Here is a 19057-nt window from a genome sequence, read left to right on the forward strand (position 1 = left end):
CCCACATGTTGTGTCGGTGCGGCTACAGCTCCAGACGGTAGGTCAGCAGCGTCAGGGCCGGGAACGGCGACCAGTCGAGCTCCGGAGTGCGGACGAAGCCCAGCCGCTCGTAGATCCGCCGGGCGCCCGGCATGGCCGGCTGGGTGGACAGCACCAGCGCCGTGAGGCCCAGGGCGCGGGCCCGATCGGCGCAGGCCCGTACCAGGGCCTCCCCGACCCCCTGCCGGCGCGCCTCGGGAGCCACCGCGAGCATCCGGAACTCCGCCTCCCGCGGGCCGGCGACGTCCGCGAGCCGGCTCCCGGGGGCGGCGAACGTCACGCCGCCGAGCAGCCGGCCGTCCCGTACGGCGACCAGCACCTCGCCTTCGCCGGCCCGCCCGGCCACGTCGCGCAGCGCGTTCAGGTAGGTGTCGTCCTCGTTCTGGTCGAGCAGCCCGTCACCGCTGTAGGCCGCGCCGGTGATCTCGCCCAGCCGCTCGTACTCGTGCGCCCCGGCGGTTCTGATCTCGAAGTCCATGCCCCCGAGTGTGCGTCACCCGGGCCGGTCGCCGGGAGCCGGTCGTCGCGGGAGGCGGGCCGGACGAGCCGGAGGGCCCCGCCGCCCCCGGTGCGGGACGGCGGGGCCCTCCCCGGGCTGCCCCGGTGCCCTCAGCAGCAGCGGAAGCCCTCCCGGGGGTCCGCCTCGCGGGCGTCGGTACGGGCCCGCTCGAAGGCGCGCCGGGTCAGGACCTCGGCATCCGGGTCGTGCGAGCGGGCGTGCGCCACGTACCGGTCGTACGCGGCCTCGCCGGAGAACTCCCGTACGAAGAACCGGGCCTTCGCCAGCGCCCCGCGCACCCGGTTCACGCGACCGGCTCCCTGGCCGGGCTGCCGCGCCCGTCGAGGCCGGCGGCCGCGAGTTCGGCCTTCTCCTCGGCCGTGGCGATGAGTCCGGCCGGGGCGATGATCTTCGACTCGCTCCAGGGCACCTCGGAGAGGCGGACGGACTCGGGGTGGGCGATGGCCTTGATGCAGGTCCGGGCCGCGTCCGCCAGCACGATGATGATCAGGACCGCGAACAGGGCCGACAGGACCCCGTCGACCGTCGCGTTGGTGACCACGGTGTGCATGTCGTCCATGTTCTTCGCGGGCGGGAGCACCTTCCCGGCGTCGATGCCGGCCTGGTACTTGTCGCGCTGCGCGAAGAAGCCGACCTTCACGTCGTCGGAGAAGACCTTCTGGTAGCTCGCCGTGAGGGTGACGGCCACGTCCCAGGCCAGCGGAACGGCCGTGACCCAGGCCCACTTGAGCCGCCCGGACTTGACCAGCAGCGTGGTGCAGACGGCCAGCGCGACCGCCGCGAGCAGCTGGTTCGCGATGCCGAACAGCGGGAAGAGCTGGTTGATGCCGCCCAGCGGGTCCTTCACGCCGACCCACAGGAAGTAGCCCCAGCCGCCGACCACGACGGCGCTCGCGAGCCACACGCCCGGCTTCCAGCTGACGTTCCTGAAGGACTTGTGGACGTTGCCGAGGGTGTCCTGGAGCATGAACCGGCCGACGCGGGTGCCCGCGTCGACGGTGGTCAGGATGAACAGGGCCTCGAACATGATGGCGAAGTGGTACCAGAAGGCCTTCATCGCGGTGCCGCCGACCACCGCCGAGAAGATCTCCGACATGCCGAGCGCGAAGGTCGGCGCACCGCCCGTACGGGACAGCAGGCTGGCCTCCTCCACGTCCTTGGCGGCCTGCGCGAGGGCGTCCGGGCTGATGGCGAAGCCGAGGCCGGTCACCGCCTCCGAGGCGCTCTGGACGGTGGTGCCGACGACGCCGCCGGGGGAGTTGACCGCGAAGAACAGGCCGGGCTCGATGATGCACGCCGCGATCACCGCCATGACGGCGACGAAGGACTCGGTGAGCATGGCGCCGTAGCCGATGATCCGGACCTGGGTCTCCTTCTGGATCATCTTCGGGGTGGTGCCCGAGGCGACCAGCGAGTGGAAGCCGGACAGGGCCCCGCAGGCGATGGTGATGAAGACGAAGGGGAACATCGCACCGGCGAAGACCGGGCCGTCACCGCGCGAGGCGAAGTCGGTGACCGAGGGCATCTTCAGCGTCGGCATCGCGAGGACCACGCCGACCGCCATCAGGGCGATGGTGCCGACCTTCATGAAGGTGGACAGGTAGTCGCGGGGCGCGAGCAGCAGCCACACCGGCAGCACCGAGGCGACGAAGCCGTACACGACCATCCAGATGACCAGCGTCTCCTTCTCCAGGGTGAAGGTGTCCGCCCAGGAGGACTCGGCGACCCAGCCGCCGGCGACGATCGCGAGCAGCAGCAGCGCGACGCCGATGAAGGAGACCTCGGTGACCCGGCCCGGGCGCAGGACGCGCAGGTAGAGGCCCATGAAGAGGGCGATCGGGATGGTCATGCCGATGGAGAAGACGCCCCAGGGGGAGTGCGCCAGCGCGTTGACGATGACCAGCGCCAGCACCGCCAGCAGGATGACCATGATGACGAACACGGCTATCAGGGCGGCGGCCCCGCCGACGGGGCCGATCTCGTCCCGGGCCATCTGGCCGAGCGAACGGCCGTCGCGCCGGGTGGAGAAGAACAGGGTCACCATGTCCTGGACGGCGCCGGCGAAGATGACGCCCGCCACGATCCAGATGGTGCCCGGCAGGTAGCCCATCTGCGCGGCGAGGACCGGGCCGACCAGGGGGCCGGCGCCGGCCACGGCGGCGAAGTGGTGGCCGAAGAGCACGCGCCGGTCGGTGGGGTGGAAGTCGACACCGTTGTCGAGGCGCTCGGCGGGGGTGGCCCGGGTCTTGTCGACCTTCAGTACGCGGTCGGCGATGAACCGCGCGTAGAAGCGGTAGGCGATGGCGTACGAGCCCAGCGCGGCGGCGAGCAGCCAGGCGGCCGAGATCTCCTCACCCCGGGAGAGGGCCAGTACGCCCCACCCGAGGGCGCCGACGAGGGCCACGCCCACCCAGATCGCCACGGACCGCGGAGAGGGCCTCCCCGAGGACGAGGGCGAGGGCGAGGACGAGTCCGTGCCGCCGGGGCCTGGACCCGCCGCCCCTCCCGCTGTCGGAGCCCCGTCCGTACCTGTTGCTTCCGGTTCCGGCATGATCCTCGTCCCCTCGTTGATCATCTGCGTGAGCGCAGGGAATCTACGGGGGTCCCACCCGTGGATGTAAGCCCCCGTCCGCATAGCGGTACGAGCGTCCACCCCAGGTGGAAGGGCAGTCAACCAGTGATCACGTGGCAGGTCGCTGGAGACGGGCAACGAACTTGTAACGGTCGCCGCGATATACCGATCGCACCCATTCGACCGGTTCCCCGTCGGCGTCGAGGGAGTGCCGCGAGAGCATCAGCATCGGCAGGCCGACGTCCGTGCCGAGCAGTCCCGCCTCGCGCGGGGTCGCCAGGGAGGTCTCGATGGTCTCCTCGGCCTCGGCGAGACGGACGTCGTACACCTCCGCCAGGGCGGTGTACAGCGAGGTGTACTTGACGAGGGAACGGCGCAGCGCCGGGAAGCGCTTGGCCGACAGGTGCGTGGTCTCGATGGCCATCGGCTCGCCGCTCGCCAGGCGCAGCCGCTCGATGCGCAGCACGCGTCCGCCGGTGGTGATCTTCAGCAGGCCCGCGAGGGTGTCGTCGGCGGTGACGTAGCCGATGTCCAGGAGCTGCGAGGTGGGTTCCAGACCCTGGGCCCGCATGTCCTCCGTGTAGGAGGAGAGTTGGAGGGGCTGTGAGACCTTGGGCTTGGCGACGAAGGTGCCCTTGCCCTGGATGCGCTCCAGCCGTCCCTCGACGACGAGCTCCTGGAGGGCCTGCCGGACGGTGGTGCGGGAGGTGTCGAACTCGGCCGCGAGGGTGCGCTCCGGCGGCACCGGGGTGCCGGGAGGGAGCGTCTCGGTCATGTCGAGCAAGTGCCGCTTGAGTCGGTAGTACTTGGGCACACGCGCCGTTCGAGTGGCCGGCCCGCCTTCCGGCTCCGTGGTCGCCCCTTCGGTGGCCATCGCCGCCCGCCTTCCCGACTCCAGTTTCGCTGCCGTCACCGGCTCCTCCGATATGTGCGGTCACATGGTGACACGGGTGGGAGGGCAGGCCTCCTCCCCGCCCCGAGGTGTCGGTCCGATAACGGACCGAGCACCCGCTCATTAGACCCTTGACACCCCTAAAGGTCTAGGCCAAGCTCCCGGTACTGGTCTAAACCAATGTGGATCAGATCCCGGCCCCACGGCAGTACTTGGTACGTACGTCACCGCGGCGGGCGAGGGAAGGTGCAGCAGCATCCCTGAGGAGGGTGGCGTGAAGCGCAAGCTCATTGCGGCGGTCGGTGTCGTGGGCATGATGGTCGGAGTCGCGGCGTGCGGCAATGGCGGCGACGACAAGCCGAACGCCGACGCGTCGGGTGGCGCCAAGGAGATCACCGTCTGGGTGATGGACGGCTCCGCGCCCAAGGCGTGGATCGAGCAGGTCAACAAGGAGTTCTCGGCCAAGCACCCCGGTGTCACGGTCAAGGTCGAGGAGCAGAAGTGGACGGGCATCCAGGAGAAGGTCACCACGGCCCTCTCCGAGAACACCCCTCCGGACGTCCTTGAGCTCGGCAACACCCAGACCGCCGGCTACGCGGTCACCGGCGGCCTCGCCGACCTGACGAAGGACAAGGCCAAGCTCGGCGCCGACGCCTGGCAGAAGAGCATGCTCGCCTCCGCCGAGGTCGACGGCAAGCTCTACTCCGCCCCCTGGTACGCCGCCAGCCGCGTCGTCGTCTACGACAAGAAGGCCTACGAGAAGGCCGGCGTCACCCCGCCCAAGACCCGCGACGAGTGGATCGCCGGCCTGGAGAAGCTGAAGGCGGCCGACCCCTCCGCGCAGCCGATCTACCTCCCGGGCCAGAGCTGGTACATCCTCGCCGGCTTCGTCTGGGACGAGGGCGGCGACCTCGCCGTCAAGGACGGCGCCAAGTGGAAGGGCCAGCTGGGCACCCCGCAGGCCGCCTCCGCGATGGAGTTCTACAAGAAGCTCCAGTCCTTCTCCACCGCCCCCAAGGACAAGGACGAGGCCACCCCGCAGCAGTCCACCGACATCGTCCCCAAGGGCGGCGTCTCCTCCTGGATCGGCCTCGGCTGGGAGGCCGGCGGTGCCGAGAAGGCACTGAAGGACGCGGGCAAGGAAGCCGACTTCGGCTACTTCCCCATCCCGGGCAAGACGGCCGACAAGTCCGGCACCGTCTTCCTCGGCGGCTCGAACCTCGCCGTGGCCGAGCGCTCCAAGAACAAGGAGCTCGCCAAGGAGTGGCTGGCCCTCGCCACCGGCAAGGACCAGATGACCAAGTACGCCGCCGAGGTCAAGGGCGCGCTGCTGCCGAACCAGGTCGGCGCCAACTTCACCCCGGCCGCCGGCTCCTTCGCCGAGGCCATGGCCAAGGCCGGCCTCAACGGCAAGATCACCCCGGTGACCGCGGGCTGGGCCAACGTCGAGACCGAGCCGAACCCGATCAAGGAGTTCATGACCAAGGTCCTGAAGGGTGAGGACGCCGCCAAGGCGGGCGCGGACGCGGACAAGGAAATCGCGAACCGCATCAACAAGTAACGACGGCCCCACCCGGCAGTATCCGCACAGCCCAGCAGTGTGAACGCACCGGGGGGCGCGGCGGGCGGCCACCCCCCCCGCCGCGCCCCCGGTCGCGCATTTGACTCCACAGTCAACCGCGAGGAAGCCAAGCCCATGACCGTGCACTCCCAGGGAGCGGCGACCAACGCTCCACAGGACGCACCACACACGTCCGCCGGACGGCCCCCGAAGGCGCCCACCGCCACGACCGGCCCCGGCCCCGGCCCCGGTGACACGTCTCCTCGCGGGGGCAGAAGGTCCCTCCCCTCGGGGTGGGTGCCCTACCTGCTGGTGCTGCCCGCCGTGGCGTCCCTGGCGCTCCTGCTGCTGTACCCGCTGATCAAGAACGTGATCCTGTCCTTCCAGGACATCAACAAGATCGAGTTCATCCAGCGGAAGTACCCCTTCGCGGGACTCGAGAACTACACCCAGCTGCTCGGCGACACGAACTTCTGGACCGTCGTCGTCCGCAGCTTCGTCTTCACCTTCGCCAACGTCGCGCTGATCATGGTGATCGGCAGCCTCATCGGCATCCTGCTCAACCGGCTCGGCAAGTGGATGCGCCTGGTCCTTTCGATGGCGCTGGTGATGGCCTGGGCCATGCCCATCGTCGCCTCCGTCCAGGTCTTCTACTGGCTGTTCGACGAGCAGTTCGGCGTCATGAACTGGGTGATGCGCACGATCGGCTTCTCCGGCTACGAGCAGCACAACTGGTTCGAGACCGGCCTGTCCACCCTGACGATCGTCACGCTGCTGGTGGTCTGGGGCTCCATCCCCTTCGTCGCCCTCAACATGTACGCCGGCCTCACCACGGTCGGCGCCGAACTGTACGAGGCCGCCCGCATGGACGGCGCCAACGGCTGGCAGACCTTCTGGAAGGTCGTCTTCCCCAACCTGAAGCCCTTCTTCCTGGTCACCACCTTCCTCGAGGTGATCTGGGTCTTCAAGGCCTTCACCCAGGTCTACGCCATGAACAAGGGCGGCCCCGACCGCGCCTCCGAGATCCTCCCGGTCTTCGCCTACGTCGAGGGCCAGAGCCAGGCCCACTACGGTCTCGCCGCCGCGATCTCCGTCCTGACGATCCTGATCCTGCTGGTCGTCATGTCCTTCTACTTCCGCCTGATCCTGAAGCAGGAGGAGGAGCAGTGAGCACCACCGCCGCCCCGAACGAGCCCGCGCAGCGGCTCCGCACCCGCCGGCCGCTGCGCCCCGCGACCGTCGCCAAGAACCTCGGCGCGCTGCTCCTGGCGCTGGTCTTCGTCTTCCCGGTCTACTGGATGTTCTCCTCGGCCCTCAAGCCGAACGGGGAGATCCTCACCAAGGACCCGGTCTTCGTCTTCACCCCGACGCTCGACAACTTCGGCAAGGCCACCGGCGTCGACGGCTTCTGGACGTACGTCACCAACAGCCTCGTGGTCACCGTGGGCGCCGTCCTGCTGGCCCTGCTGGTCGCCCTCGCCGCGAGCTTCGCCATCGCCCGCATGAAGTTCAAGGGGCGCAAGGGCCTCGTCCTCGGCGTGATGATGGCGCAGATGGCCCCCTGGGAGGTCATGGTCATCGCGATGTACATGATCGCCCGCGATGCCGAGATGCTGAACAGCATCGGCCTGCTCACCGCCATCTACTTCGTGATGGTCCTCCCCTTCACCATCTGGACCCTGCGCGGCTTCATCGCCGCCGTCCCGGTGACGCTGGAGGAGGCCGCCCAGATCGACGGCTGCACCCGGGGCCAGGCCTTCCGCAAGGTGATCTTCCCGCTGCTGGCCCCCGGCCTGATGTCCACCTCGCTCTTCGGCTTCATCACCGCCTGGAACGAGTTCGCGATGGTCCTGATCCTGAACAAGGACAAGTCCGCCCAGACCCTGCCGCTGTGGCTGACCCAGTTCAAGACCGCCTTCGGCAACGACTGGGGCGCCACCATGGCCGCGTCGTCGATCTTCGCGATCCCGGTCCTGGTGATCTTCATCTTCCTCCAGCGCAAGGCCGTCGGAGGCATGACCTCCGGCGCCGTGAAGGGATAACGGCCCATGACTGTCCTTGCGCACCGCCCGGACACCCTCACCCGCGACGCGCTCGCCGTGCTCCAGCCCGGCTTCGAGGGCACCACCGCCCCCGCATGGCTGCTGCGCCAGGTCGGCGAGGGCCTCACCGCGGTCGGCCTGTTCGGCCGCAACATCGCCTCGCCCGAGCAGCTCGCCGCGCTCACCGCGCAGCTGCGGGAGGTACGGGACGACGTACTCGTCGCCATCGACGAGGAGGGCGGCGACGTCACCCGCCTCGAGGTCCGGGAGGGTTCGTCCTTCCCCGGCAACCTGGCCCTCGGCACCGTCGACGACACCGCGCTGACCCGCGGGGTCGCCCGCGAGCTGGGCCGCCGCCTCGCCGCATGCGGGGTCAACCTCAACTGGGCCCCCTCCGCGGACGTCAACTCCAACCCCGGCAACCCGGTCATCGGCGTCCGCTCCTTCGGCGCCGACACCGCCCTCGCCGCCCGGCACACCGCCGCGTACGTCGAGGGCCTCCAGGCCGCCGGCGTCGCCGCCTGCACCAAGCACTTCCCGGGCCACGGCGACACCAACGTCGACTCGCACCACGCCCTGCCCCGCATCGACGTGGACCTGGACACCCTCCAGGCCCGCGAGCTGATCCCGTTCAAGGCGGCCATCGAGGCGGGCACCAAGGCCGTGATGAGCGCCCACATCCTGGTGCCCGCCCTCGACCCCACCCGCCCCGCCACCCTCAGCCCGCGGATCCTCACCGATCTGCTGCGCGAGGAGCTGGGCTACGAGGGCCTCATCGTCACCGACGGCATGGAGATGAACGCCATCGCCGGGACCTACGGCATCGAGCGCGGCTCGGTCCTCGCCATCGCGGCCGGCGCCGACGCCATCTGCGTCGGCGGGGGCCTGGCCGACGAGGCGACCGTGCTGCGTCTGCGCGACGCGCTGGTGGCCGCCGTACGCGAGGGCGTGCTCCCCGAGGAGCGGCTCGCCGACGCCGCCGCACGGGTGCGCGCCCTCGCCGAGTGGACCAGCCGGTCCCGGCCGGACGCGCCGCGGGAGGGGAGCGGCGCGTCCGGCATCGGCCTGACCGCGGCCCGCCGCGCACTGGCCGTGTCGGGCCGGGTGGCTCCGGCCGGCGCCCCGTACGTGGCCACGCTCGCGCCCGTCGCGAACATCGCGGTGGGCGACGAGACCCCGTGGGGGGTCGCCGCCGAGCTGGCCGGGCTGGTCCCCGGGACCGGCTCGGGCGTCTACCCGGAGGGCTGCGCCGCCGCCGACGTGCTGGCGGCAGCGGGGGACCGCACCGTCGTCGCGGTGGTCCGCGACGCGCACCGGCACCCGTGGATGACGGAGGTCCTGGACGCCCTGGTCGAGGCCAGGCCGGACACCGTGGTCGTGGAGATGGGGCTGCCGCGCGCCGAGCCGCGCGGGGCGCTGTACATCGCCACGCACGGAGCCTCCCGCGTGTGCGGGCGGGCGGCGGCCGAGGTCATCGCCGGGCGCGGCTGAGACGCGAGAAGGCCGGGCCCCCGAGGAGGGGGGCCCGGCCTTTTCGTTTTCCGCCCGGGGTTACAGGCCCTGCCAGGAGGGCTTGTTGGCGTAGGTGTGGCGGAAGTAGTCCGCCAGCTTCAGCTTGGAGGCGGCCGCCTCGTCCACGACGACGGTCGCGTGCCGGTGCAGCTGGAGCGCGGAGGCGGGGACCAGCGCGGACAGCGGGCCCTCGACGGTCTGGGCGACCGCCTCGGCCTTGCCCTCGCCGGTGGCCAGCAGGATGAGGTGGCGGGCGTCGAGGATGGTGCCGATGCCCTGGGTGATGACGTGGTGCGGCACCTGCTCCAGGTCGTCGTCGAAGAAGCGCGCGTTGTCCACGCGGGTCTGCTCGGTCAGCGTCTTGATGCGGGTGCGGGAGGCCAGCGAGGAGCAGGGCTCGTTGAAGCCGATGTGCCCGTCGGTGCCGATCCCCAGCAGCTGGAGGTCCACCCCGCCGGCGGCGGCGAGGGCACGGTCGTACGCCTCGCAGGCCGCCTGGACGTCGTCGGCGGAGCCGTCGGGGCCCATGAAGGAGGCCTCGGTCAGGCCGAGGGGCTCGACGACCTCGCGGAGCACGACCGCGCGGTAGGACTCCGGGTGTCCGGCCGGCAGGCCCACGTACTCGTCGAGCTGGCAGATCCGGGCCCGGGAGGCGTCGACCTCGCCGGCCCTGACCTTGGCCGTGAGGGCTTCGTAGACGGGCAGCGGGGTGGAGCCGGTCGCCACGCCCAGCAGGGCGTCGGGCTTGCGGCGGACCAGGGCGGCCATGGCCTCCGCGATGAGCTCGCCGCCTGCCTTGGCGTCCGGGACGATGACAACTTCCACGCTGGGCCTGCCGATCTGAGAGGGAGGATGGTCGCTTGTGGTATAGACCAATCTAGCAGAGCCTGCCCGCGGAAGGCGGGCCTCCGCCCCTCTCTTCCATGGTGGTCCCGATGCCCGGCGGGCGCCCCCGCTCTCTTCGGCGAGGCGCGCGGGAGCCCCGTTCCGCGGGGGCGGTGATGCGGGGGATGGCCCGGCGGTCGCGCGACGGCGGGGCGGGCCGGGAAGGGCCGGAGGCGGGAAGCGGGAAGCGGGCGCGGAGCGGGCACTTCCGGGGGGAGTCGCACGAAGGGCGTCACGCCGAGGGGGATTCCTCTGGGCCACGGTGCCGGGGCGGGACCCTCAGCCCGCCCGGCACCGTAGCCCGGAGTACTCACGGCCGTAGGGTGTGCGGTGCCCGGCGGCCGTTGCAAGGTGCCTGCGCGGTCAGGGCAGAACGCGCGGCCACCTCGATCCGTCCTCCTGTGCGGGGAGGGCGGAAGTCTGGAACCATTCTGGACTAGACCAATCTGTCCTGTCCATCCAAAGGAGGGTCTGCGGACCCGTCACTTCCTCCAACAGTACGCGGACTGTGCCCCTCCTGGATACTCCTGAGTATTCGCCGTGGGGAAAGTCATCCCCGTACCCGGGGTACGCTCGCAAGGTGCCCTCCATGAACGACCTCGTACGCCAGCACACCGCTCTCAGTGAAGCCGAACTGGAGTGGTTGCACCTGCTGGTCTCGGAGTGGCAGCTGCTCTCCGACCTCTCCTTCGCCGACCTCGTGCTCTGGGTCCCCACCCTCGACGGCACCCGGTACGTCTCCGTCGCCCAGATGCGGCCGAACACCGGCCCCACCTCCTACCAGGACGACATGGTCGGCCACCTCGTCCCGCGCGGCCGCCGGCCGCTGCTCGACGCCGCCCTCGACGAGGGCCGGATCGTGCGCGAGGGCGACCCGGAGTGGCGCGAGGAGGTGCCCGTCCGCGTCGAGTCGATCCCCGTCCGCCGCGAGGGCCGCGTCCTGGGCGTGATCGCCCGCAACACCAACCTGCTCACCGTGCGTACACCGAGCCGGCTGGAGCTGACCTACCTCCAGTCCGCCTCCGACCTCGCCCAGATGATCGCGGCCGGCGCCTTCCCCTTCCCGGGGCAGCAGGTCGACATGGACGCCTCCCCGCGCGTCGGGGACGGCCTGATCCGGCTGGACGCCGACGGCGTGGTGACGTACGCGTCCCCGAACGCCCTCTCCGCCTACCACCGCCTCGGCCTCGCCGCCGACCTGGTCGGCCAGGACCTGGGCACCACCACCGCCGAACTCGCCCCCTCCCGGGGCCCGGTGGACGAGGCCCTCGTCAAGCTCGCCAGCGGCTGGGCCCCCCGCGAGACCGAGGTCGAGGGCAACGGCGGGGTCATCCAGCTGCGCGCCATCCCGCTCAAGCCCAAGGGCACCCGGATCGGGTCGCTCGTCCTGTGCCGCGACGTGACCGAACTGCGCCGTCGCGAACGTGAACTGATCACCAAGGACGCCACCATCCGGGAGATCCACCACCGGGTGAAGAACAACCTCCAGACCGTGGCCGCCCTCTTGCGGCTCCAGGGCCGCCGCATGGATTCGCCCCAGGCCCGCGAGGCGCTCAACGAGGCGGTGCGCCGCGTCGGTTCGATCGCGATCGTGCACGAGACCCTGTCGCAGAACCTGGACGAGCGGGTCGAGTTCGACGAGATCGCCGACCGCGTCATCGCGATGGTCGCCGAGATCTCGCCCGGCAGGGTGCAGTGCCGGCGCCTCGGCCGGTTCGGGATCCTGGACGCGGAGGTGGCCACTCCGCTGTCGATGGTGCTGACCGAGATCCTGCAGAACGCCCTGGAGCACGCCTTCACCCACGGGGAGGGCGGCACCGTGGAGGTGTCGGCGAGCCGGTCCGGCACCGGCCGCGAGGACTCCCGGCTGCTGATCACCGTGGTCGACGACGGGTCCGGGCTGCCCGAGGGCTTCGACCCCCAGCGGGCCGGCAACCTCGGGCTCCAGATCGTACGGACCCTCGTGGAGGGCGAGCTGGGCGGCACCTTCGACATGGTCCGGGCCGAGCCGCGCGGCACCCGGGTCGTCCTCGACATCCCCGTCAGCCCGCAGAAGTAGGACGACGGCCCGTCACCCAGGGTGACGGGCCGTCCGGCCGCGCCGTGGCGGCACAGCACTGAGCCCCGGACCGATGGTTCCCGGTCCGGGGCTCGAGAGCACGTTGCTGAGCGCTTATACGGGTACTACGCGCTGCGGCTCGAGGCTCGAAAGTCGATGTCAGGCGGTGGCGTTGCGCGCCCGATTGCGAGCGGCGCGGCGCTTCATGGCGCGGCGCTCGTCCTCGCTGAGACCGCCCCAGACGCCGGAGTCCTGACCGGACTCGAGCGCCCACTGCAGGCACTGCTCCATGACGGGGCAACGGCGGCAGACGGCCTTGGCTTCCTCGATCTGCAGCAGCGCAGGACCGGTGTTGCCGATGGGGAAGAAGAGCTCGGGGTCTTCCTCGCGGCAAACGGCGTTGTGACGCCAGTCCATGGCTGCTCCATCTCCTTGTATTGCGGGCAGGTTGCTTGTGAATGTGAACGCTTTCACGAATCCCCCCGTGAGGGAAGGGCCGACGCCCAGTCGCCTGGTGCGGTCCGAAGATTCGTGGAGGGGTTCTGGCGGTCTGTGTGGGTGCCGGGTTGTGCGGGCTGTCCCGATCGCCATGTAGAGATTCGCAAACCTCGGACGGGGATACAACCCCTTCCGGAAAGTTTTTTTGGATTCGTCGGTGTCTACTAGGTCACAGCCCTAGTTCTTGGGGGTGGACTGGCGTGTAAACGTTCGACTGAAAGGACTTTAGGCCCTTCCACTCACACAATCACACGCAGTGCACGGCGTACGCCTGTGAACCGAACGCTGGTGCGCAGTCCGAGGTGATCCCCGTCCATCTGGAAGGGGAGCGGCACCTTCGAATGCAAGGTGAAGTCGGTCAGATCGTGCAGGGACACCGCGTGCTTGCCGTGCGGGCCCCGCTCAGGAGTCGAGGTCAGGAGCTGTGTCGCGTACCGGGCGACGGCCGGAGTTGACAAACGGTCGAGCGCCAGTACGTCAAGTGCGGTATCGAACGACGCCTCCGGAGAGGCGTACAGGGGCCGGTTCCCCAGGTACGTCCAGGGGGAGGTGTTGCAGACTATCGACAGCACCAGGTCCGTCACCGGATCCGCGCCGGGCCGCTCCAGCGTGATCGTGCCGTGCCGCCGGTTGGGCTCCTCCCAGAACTGGCGCATCAGCTGCCGCACGTACAGCGCGTGCGTCGAACGCTTGCCGCGCTCCCGCTGCTGCTCGACCCGCCCCACCACGCCCGCGTCGAAGCCGAAGCCCGCGCAGAAGGTGAACCAGCGCTCCGGAACGGACTCGTCCTCGCTCCCCGGGACGCCCGACGCCAGTCCCAGGCCCACGGTCCGCTCGCGCCTCTCCCGCAGCGCGTCCAGCAGGGCACCCGTCGCCTCGACCGAGTCGTTCGGCAGTCCGAGCGCGCGGGCGAACACGTTCGTGGAGCCGCCCGGCACCACCGCCAGCCCCGGCAGCCGCTCGGGATCGGGGCCGTCGTGCAGGAGCCCGTTGACGACCTCGTTCACGGTGCCGTCACCGCCGAGCGCCACCACCAGGTCGAAACCCTCCCGCGCGGCCCTGCGCCCGACGTCACGCGCGTGCCCCCGGTACTCGGTGGTCACCGCCTCCAGCTTCATCTCGCTGGCGAGGGCGTGGGTCAGGACGTCGCGCGTGCGCGCACTGGTGGTCGTCGCTGCAGGGTTGGCCACGAGGAGAGCGCGCATGAGCGCCAGACTACCCACCCCTCCATATGCGGCCCATACCGACCGTACCGTCCGGGCCCGGCGGCACGCGGCTACCCTGCTGGGGTGAGCAAGAAGCCGACCTCCCCCGCCCCCGCCGCCCCCGAGTCCGCAGCGCTGCCGGGCCGGCTGACCGCCGCCGCCGTACTGACCGCGCTGGAGGGCCTGGCCCTGGCCGGGCTCGGCGTCTACATGCTGTTCGTCGGCATCGCCGGCGACCCCGACTCCCCGCAGCAGGCCGAAACCGGCGGGCTCACCCTGCTCGCGCTCGCCGCGCTCCCGCTGATCGCGGCGCGCGGGCTGCGCCTGGGCCGCCGCTGGAGCCGCGGCCCGGCGCTGATCACCCAGCTGATGGCGCTGCCGGTGGCCTGGACCCTGTGGACCACCGGCGGGGCGATGACCGCCGCCGCCGTGGCCCTGGCCCTGGCCGCGGTGGCCGTCGCCGCGCTGCTGGTGAACCCGACGGCGACCGAGGCGCTGGGCATCGGGTCCGGGGAGCGGTCCCGGTAGTCCGGTTCTCCCGGGCCCTTCCGCCCCGCCCCGCCGCTCCCCGCTACTCCTCCACCAGGAGCTTCTCCCGCAGCTGGGCCAGGGTGCGGGCCAGCAGCCGGGAGACGTGCATCTGCGAGATGCCGACCTCCTGCGCGATCTGCGACTGGGTCATGTTGCCGAAGAAGCGCAGCAGCAGGATCCGCTTCTCCCGCGGCGGCAGCCCCTCCAGCAGCGGCTTGAGGGACTCCCGGTACTCGACGCCCTCCAGCGCCTCGTCCTCCGAGCCCAGGGTGTCCGCGACCGCCGGCGACTCGTCGTCGGTGTCCGGCACGTCGAGGGAGAGCGTGCTGTAGGCGTTCGCCGACTCCAGCCCCTCCAGCACCTCCTCCTCGGAGATCCCCAGCCGCTCGGCCAGCTCGTGCACCGTCGGGGAGCGGCCGTGCTGCTGGGACAGCTCGGCCGTGGCCGTGGTCAGCGAGAGCCGCAGCTCCTGAAGGCGCCGGGGGACGCGGACCGCCCAGCCCTTGTCGCGGAAGTGCCGCTTGATCTCGCCCACCACGGTGGGTGTGGCGTACGTGGAGAACTCGACCCCGCGGTCCGGGTCGAACCGGTCCACCGACTTGATCAGGCCGATGGTGGCGACCTGGGTCAGGTCGTCCAGCGGCTCGCCGCGGTTGCGGAAGCGCCGCGCCAGGTGCTCGACCAGCGGCAGGTGCATCCGTACCAGCCGGTTGCGCAGCTCCGCCCGCTCGGGCGATCCCTCGGGCAGCTGCCGCAGCTCGAAGAACAGCGCCCGCGCGCCGCTGCGGTCCCGCGGATCCGGCACCGCCGGGGGTGCGGGCGGCGCCTCCGGCGCCCGGGCCTCGGGGGCCTGGGCGTCCGCCGCCCGGGCCTCCGGGGCCGGGGCCCGCGGTGGCAGTGGTTGGTCGTGCTGGTTCTCGCTCATAGGGCCCGCCCGTCGCTCCGCCGAGTCCAAAAAGCCGTCTTCCGCATCGGCGTCAGCCGGGTGCGGCCGGGCGTGCTGCTGCTCCGGGATGCCGCCGTCGACCTCGTGCCTCACCCGGGGCCGATCCCCGCCCCGGACCGGGATCTCCCCGCCGCTCACGCCGGGCCTGGTCCCGCGCCGCGCTGTTTGTAGAGGCTGATGCTCACTGTCCGGTTCTCCTCGACCGTCGCCTCGACCTTGCCGGCCAGGGCCGACAGGACCGTCCACGCGAAGGTGTCGCGCTCCGGCGCCCGCCCGTCGGTGGTCGGGGCGGATACGGTCACTTCCAGCGAATCGTCGATCAGCCGGAAGACGCAGCTGAGGACGGAGCCCGGCACGGCCTGCTGGAGCAGGATCGCGCAGGCCTCGTCCACCGCGATGCGGAGGTCCTCGATCTCGTCGAGGGTGAAGTCCAAACGTGCCGCGAGTCCGGCCGTGGCCGTTCGCAGCACCGACAGGTAGGCACCCGCAGCCGGCAGCCGGACTTCCACGAAGTCCTGGGTCCCGGGCTCGCCTGCGATCTGGGACACCCTCACCTCCAAGGTGGTACGAGCTCTGTTCGCCGGTGACGCTACCGCGATCCGGGCGATCGTGTCGCGGCACCCCTCATGAGCCCGCTCTGGAGCGACCGGGCCGACCCCGCCACGTGCGGTGACCGATGGTAAGTCTACGAGCACGCACAGTGGCTAGAGGTCTGCGGGCCCAATTCTGGGGAACCGGCGGAGGGTTGACCTACCCCGCTGCCGGCGATCGAACCGTCGCCCCCCGATCGTCCGGCGCGGCACCTCAGACCAGGGAACCGTCGACGAAACACCAGCGCCAGGTCTCGCCCGGCTCGAAGCTCCGCATCACCGGGTGACCGCTCTCGTGGTGGTGGGCCGTGGCGTGCCGGTGGGGGGAGGAATCGCAGCACGCCACGTACCCGCAGCCGAGACACATCCGGAGCTGTACGGGATGACTGCCGAGCACTTCGCATTCCGGGCAGGTCAGCGCCTGCGGGACCGGCTCGGGGCGCGGCAGTTCGGCAACGTGGGTGCACTCGCTCATGATGGCCAGGTTACGGCCGGGGTGCGGGCGCGACGACGGTGACGACGGAGGAGGGTGGATCTTCGATGGAGGTACTGCCGCTGGTGGCACTGGTGGCCGGGAGCGCCGCCGTGGCGGGGGCGGCCCGGCGCACGCCGGTGCCGGCGCCACTGCTGCTGGTCGCGGCGGGTCTGGTCGCCGCGTACGTGCCGGGGGTGCCCTCGTACGCCCTCGACCCGCACATCGTGCTGCCGCTGCTGCTCCCGCCGCTGCTGCACACGGCGGCCGTGGACAGCTCGTACCTGGACCTGCGGGCCAACGTACGGCCGGTCGCGCTGCTGTCGGTGGGGTACGTGCTCTTCGCGACGCTCGCCGTCGGTTACGTCGCCTACCTGGTCGTGCCGGGGCTGTCGCTGCCGGTGGCGCTGGTGCTGGGCGCGGTGATCGCGCCGCCCGACGCCGTCGCGGCGACGGCGATCGCCCGGCGGCTGGGGCTGCCGAACCGGATGACGACGATCCTCCAGGGCGAGTCCCTGGTGAACGACGCCACCGCCATCACCGCCTACAAGGTGGCGCTGGCCGCGGCGGTCGGGGCGAGCGCCGGCTGGGCGGGCGGGATCGAGGAGTTCCTCCGCGCGTCCGTGGGCGGGGTCGCGGTGGGCCTGCTGCTGATGGTGCCCATCCACCAGCTGAGGAAGCGGCTGCGGGAGCCGCTGCTGCAGAACACCCTCTCCCTCCTCATCCCGTTCGTGGCGTACGCGGCGGCGGAGCGGGTGCACGCGTCCGGGGTGCTGGCGGTGGTGGTCGTCGCGCTGTACCTGGGGCACCGGAACTGGCAGGTCGACTTCGCGACGAGGCTCCAGGAGGAGGCCGTCTGGAAGGTCGTCGCCTTCGTGCTGGAGTCGGTGGTCTTCGCGCTGATCGGGCTCCAGCTGCCGGTGGTGCTGAAGGGGCTGGGGGAGTACGAGGGGGTGGCGGCGGCCCGGTACGCCCTCGTGGTGTTCCTCGCCGTGGTGGTGGCGCGGTTCGTGTGGGTGTTCCCGGCGACCTTCGTGCCGAGGTGGGTGTCGCAGCGGATCCGGCACCGGGAGCCGGACACCGACTGGAAGTCCCCCGCGATCGTGGGCTGGGCCGGCATGCGCGGGGTCGTCTCGCTGGCGATCGCGTTCTCCGTGCCGATGGGGGTGCCGCACCGGAACCTGCTCCTCTTCCTCACCTTCACGACCGTCATCGGCACGCTGGTGGTGCAGGGACTGACGCTGCCGCCGCTGATCCGGGTGCTGAGGCTGCCGCCGAGGGACGCGCAGGCGGAGACCCTCGCGGAGGCGCAGGCGCAGAGCGAGGCCTCGCGGGCGGCGGAGGAACGGCTGGCGGAGCTGCTGCGGGACCCGGCCAACAGCACCCTGCCGCCACCGCTGGCGGACCGGCTGCGGACGGTCCTGGAACGGCGGCGCAACGCGGTGTGGGAGCGGCTGGGGGAGGTCAACCCGGTGACGGGGGAGTCGGCGGACGACGTCTACCGGCGGCTGGCGCGGGAGATGATCCAGGCCGAACGCGAGGTCTTCGTGTCCCTCCGCGACCGACGCCGCATCGACGACGAGATGCTGAGGGCGCTGCTGCGGCGGCTGGACCTGGAGGAGGCGGCGGCGTACCGGGAGGAGACGGGCTGACGTTGCCCCGGCCGGGCCTCTGCCCCGGCCGGGCCTCTGCCCCGGCCGGGCCTCTGCCCCGGCCGGGCCTCTGCCGGGCGGGGGTTCGGTGGGGTGTCGCCTGGGGCGGGCGTCGATGGTCGGCGCCTGTTCGGGGTGTCCTGTGGAGCGAAGGGCGGGTGGGGGAGTTCGCCCCGCGCAGGCTAGGGGGCGCCCGTGATGACCGCGGTCAGGGTGGTGCCCGGGGGGAAGGCGGCGGACGCCGTCAGGGTGTGCAGGGCCCACAGCAGCTTCGCCACGTAGATCCGCTCCACCGGGACCCCGTGCCGGGACTCGAAGTCGGCGGCGAAGGCGTCGAGCTCGGGCGGGACGCGGGCGTAGCCGCCGTGGTCGAAGCCCTCGGCCAGGGTCCAGTCGCCGGCCGGGCCGCCAAAGGCCAGGGTCTGGAGGGAACGTATCTCCGAGCCCAGGAAGCCCCCGGCCAGGACCGGTACGCCCAGCGCGCGCTGGCCCGGGGCCAGCCCCGCCGCGAGGCCGGCCAGCGTGCCGCCCGTACCGCAGGCCACGGCCACCACGTCGGACGCCCCGCGCAGCTCGCGGCCCAGTTCCGCGCAGCCCGTGAGGGCGAGGGCGTTGCTGCCGCCCTCGGGGACCACGTAGGCGCCCGTGGCTCCCGCGGAGTCCAGGAGGCGGGCCTGGGTCCGCGGGTCGGCCTTGCTGCGGTACTCGGAGCGGGTGACGAAGTGCAGCCGCATGCCGTCCGCCGCGCAGCGGGCGAGGGAGTCGTTGAGGGGGCGCCCGGCCAGTTCGTCGCCGCGGACGATGCCGACCGTCTCCAGGCCGAGGAGCCGGCCGGCCGCCGCCGTGGCCCGGAGGTGGTTGGAGTAGGCGCCGCCGAAGGTGGCGAGCCGGTCGTGGCCGGATTCCATCGCTGCCCGGAGGTTCGGCGCGAGCTTGCGCCACTTGTTGCCGGGCAGCTGCGGGTGGACGAGGTCGTCCCGTTTGAGGAGGAGCCGTACCCCGTGCGCGCCGAAGCGTTCGTCGGCCGCCTCGACGAGGGGGGACGGCGGGCGGGGGCGCAGTTCGGGGTGGGTCACCGGTC

At 71.5% G+C, this 19057-nt stretch carries 18 protein-coding genes; 7 read left to right on the forward strand and 11 right to left on the reverse strand.

What is annotated here, in order from left to right; genetic code table 11:
- Positions 1–22: 22 nt before the first annotated feature.
- The 4 genes from ACZ514_RS07730 to ACZ514_RS07745 form a co-directional block, all read right to left on the reverse strand.
- Positions 23–517 (reverse strand): GNAT family N-acetyltransferase, encoded by a 495-nt coding sequence (locus ACZ514_RS07730; RefSeq protein WP_468173476.1) that lies wholly within the window; start codon positions 515–517, stop codon positions 23–25.
- A 131-nt stretch (positions 518–648) separates the two neighbouring features.
- On the reverse strand, positions 649–846 hold the full coding sequence (locus ACZ514_RS07735) for a CstA-like transporter-associated (seleno)protein (RefSeq protein ID WP_468173474.1): 198 nt from the start codon (positions 844–846) through the stop codon (positions 649–651).
- Positions 843–3110, reverse strand: a complete 2268-nt coding sequence (locus ACZ514_RS07740; RefSeq protein WP_469124482.1) for a carbon starvation CstA family protein — start codon at positions 3108–3110, stop codon at positions 843–845. The genes ACZ514_RS07735 and ACZ514_RS07740 overlap by 4 nt, the downstream gene beginning before the upstream one ends.
- 130 nt (positions 3111–3240) lie before the next feature.
- Positions 3241–4005 (reverse strand): GntR family transcriptional regulator, encoded by a 765-nt coding sequence (locus ACZ514_RS07745; RefSeq protein ID WP_468173581.1) that lies wholly within the window; start codon positions 4003–4005, stop codon positions 3241–3243.
- A 292-nt stretch (positions 4006–4297) separates the two neighbouring features.
- On the opposite strand from ACZ514_RS07745, the gene ACZ514_RS07750 reads away from it, so the two are divergent.
- The 4 genes from ACZ514_RS07750 (at position 4298) to ACZ514_RS07765 (ending at position 9117) form a co-directional block, all read left to right on the forward strand.
- Positions 4298–5584, forward strand: a complete 1287-nt coding sequence (locus ACZ514_RS07750) for an extracellular solute-binding protein (RefSeq protein ID WP_468173471.1) — start codon at positions 4298–4300, stop codon at positions 5582–5584.
- Between the two features lie 135 nt (positions 5585–5719).
- The gene (locus ACZ514_RS07755; RefSeq protein ID WP_469124336.1) at positions 5720–6754 is read left to right on the forward strand and encodes a carbohydrate ABC transporter permease; all 1035 of its coding nucleotides are present in this window, start codon (positions 5720–5722) and stop codon (positions 6752–6754) included.
- 53 nt (positions 6755–6807) lie between these two features.
- A complete protein-coding gene (locus ACZ514_RS07760; protein ID WP_468173580.1) occupies positions 6808–7626 on the forward strand; it encodes a carbohydrate ABC transporter permease in 819 nt (272 codons plus the stop codon).
- 6 nt (positions 7627–7632) lie between these two features.
- Positions 7633–9117, forward strand: coding sequence for a glycoside hydrolase family 3 protein (locus ACZ514_RS07765; RefSeq protein WP_469124337.1), 1485 nt, complete (start codon positions 7633–7635; stop codon positions 9115–9117).
- Between the two features lie 60 nt (positions 9118–9177).
- On the opposite strand, the gene nagB is transcribed toward ACZ514_RS07765, so the two are convergent.
- The gene (gene nagB / locus ACZ514_RS07770) at positions 9178–9963 is read right to left on the reverse strand and encodes a glucosamine-6-phosphate deaminase (RefSeq protein WP_468173465.1); all 786 of its coding nucleotides are present in this window, start codon (positions 9961–9963) and stop codon (positions 9178–9180) included.
- A gap of 649 nt (positions 9964–10612) precedes the next feature.
- On the opposite strand from nagB, the gene ACZ514_RS07775 reads away from it, so the two are divergent.
- A complete protein-coding gene (locus tag ACZ514_RS07775) occupies positions 10613–12082 on the forward strand; it encodes a sensor histidine kinase (RefSeq protein WP_468173463.1) in 1470 nt (489 codons plus the stop codon).
- Positions 12083–12241: 159 nt separating this feature from the next.
- On the opposite strand, the gene ACZ514_RS07780 is transcribed toward ACZ514_RS07775, so the two are convergent.
- Both ACZ514_RS07780 and ACZ514_RS07785 read right to left on the reverse strand, forming a co-directional pair.
- Positions 12242–12499 (reverse strand): WhiB family transcriptional regulator, encoded by a 258-nt coding sequence (locus tag ACZ514_RS07780; RefSeq protein ID WP_004937597.1) that lies wholly within the window; start codon positions 12497–12499, stop codon positions 12242–12244.
- A 320-nt stretch (positions 12500–12819) separates the two neighbouring features.
- The gene (locus ACZ514_RS07785; RefSeq protein ID WP_468173461.1) at positions 12820–13785 is read right to left on the reverse strand and encodes a diacylglycerol/lipid kinase family protein; all 966 of its coding nucleotides are present in this window, start codon (positions 13783–13785) and stop codon (positions 12820–12822) included.
- Positions 13786–13869: 84 nt separating this feature from the next.
- Here ACZ514_RS07785 and ACZ514_RS07790 point away from each other — a divergent pair, with 84 nt between their 5' ends.
- Positions 13870–14313: a hypothetical protein gene (locus tag ACZ514_RS07790; protein ID WP_468173459.1), complete on the forward strand. Its 444-nt coding sequence runs from the start codon at positions 13870–13872 to the stop codon at positions 14311–14313.
- A gap of 43 nt (positions 14314–14356) precedes the next feature.
- Here ACZ514_RS07790 and ACZ514_RS07795 read toward each other — a convergent pair whose 3' ends face one another.
- The 3 genes from ACZ514_RS07795 to ACZ514_RS07805 form a co-directional block, all read right to left on the reverse strand.
- Complete coding sequence (locus tag ACZ514_RS07795) at positions 14357–15400, reverse strand: RNA polymerase sigma factor SigF (RefSeq protein WP_468173457.1); 1044 nt, start codon at positions 15398–15400, stop codon at positions 14357–14359.
- Positions 15397–15810, reverse strand: coding sequence for an ATP-binding protein (locus tag ACZ514_RS07800; protein WP_030012703.1), 414 nt, complete (start codon positions 15808–15810; stop codon positions 15397–15399). The genes ACZ514_RS07795 and ACZ514_RS07800 overlap by 4 nt, the downstream gene beginning before the upstream one ends.
- Positions 15811–16066: 256 nt before the next feature.
- Positions 16067–16327 carry a UBP-type zinc finger domain-containing protein gene (locus ACZ514_RS07805; RefSeq protein WP_468173455.1) on the reverse strand — a complete coding sequence of 87 codons (261 nt, stop codon included), beginning with the start codon at positions 16325–16327 and terminating at the stop codon, positions 16067–16069.
- Between the two features lie 65 nt (positions 16328–16392).
- Here ACZ514_RS07805 and ACZ514_RS07810 point away from each other — a divergent pair, with 65 nt between their 5' ends.
- On the forward strand, positions 16393–17976 hold the full coding sequence (locus ACZ514_RS07810; protein WP_468173453.1) for a Na+/H+ antiporter: 1584 nt from the start codon (positions 16393–16395) through the stop codon (positions 17974–17976).
- A gap of 182 nt (positions 17977–18158) precedes the next feature.
- Here the strand turns inward: ACZ514_RS07810 and ACZ514_RS07815 are convergent, their stop codons facing one another.
- A complete protein-coding gene (locus ACZ514_RS07815; RefSeq protein WP_469124338.1) occupies positions 18159–19052 on the reverse strand; it encodes a 1-aminocyclopropane-1-carboxylate deaminase/D-cysteine desulfhydrase in 894 nt (297 codons plus the stop codon).
- Positions 19053–19057: the final 5 nt, after the last annotated feature.

It is taken from the genome of Streptomyces sp. NPDC034086, assembly GCF_055575515.1.